The sequence below is a fragment of the Staphylococcus sp. GDY8P72P genome (genome assembly GCF_016890655.1).
In the GTDB taxonomy this organism is placed as follows: domain Bacteria; phylum Bacillota; class Bacilli; order Staphylococcales; family Staphylococcaceae; genus Staphylococcus; species Staphylococcus arlettae.
Map to the genome: position 1 here is coordinate 1 of NZ_JAFEQJ010000016.1, position 611 is coordinate 611.

1 protein-coding gene is annotated in these 611 nt (G+C 34.4%); it reads left to right on the plus strand.

The annotated features are described in order from the left end of the window. Nucleotides 1-110: 110 nt before the first annotated feature. Nucleotides 111-611, plus strand: a 501-nt coding sequence (locus JVU85_RS07490) for an IS6-like element IS257 family transposase (RefSeq protein ID WP_204172255.1), incomplete at its 3' end; no start/stop codon positions are given.

Below are 611 nucleotides of genomic sequence, written 5' to 3' on the forward strand. Positions count from 1 at the left end.
CGTGAGAATGTTACAGTCTATCCCGGCATTGCCAGTCTGGGATATTAAAAAGAGGTTTCTGTTGCAAAGTTGAATTTATAGTATAATTTTAACAAAAAGGAGTCTTCTGTATGAACTATTTCAGATATAAACAATTTAACAAGGATGTTATCACTGTAGCCGTTGGCTACTATCTAAGATATGCATTGAGTTATCGTGATATATCTGAAATATTAAGGGAACGTGGTGTAAACGTTCATCATTCAACGGTCTACCGTTGGGTTCAAGAATATGCCCCAATTTTATATCAAATTTGGAAGAAAAAGCATAAAAAAGCTTATTACAAATGGCGTATTGATGAGACGTACATCAAAATAAAAGGAAAATGGAGTTATTTATATCGTGCCATTGATGCAGAGGGACATACATTAGATATTTGGTTGCGTAAGCAACGAGATAATCATTCAGCATATGCGTTTATCAAACGTCTCATTAAACAATTTGGTAAACCTCAAAAGGTAATTACAGATCAGGCACCTTCAACGAAGGTAGCAATGGCTAAAGTAATTAAAGCTTTTAAACTTAAACCTGACTGCCATTGTACATCGAAATATCTGAATAACCTCATAGAG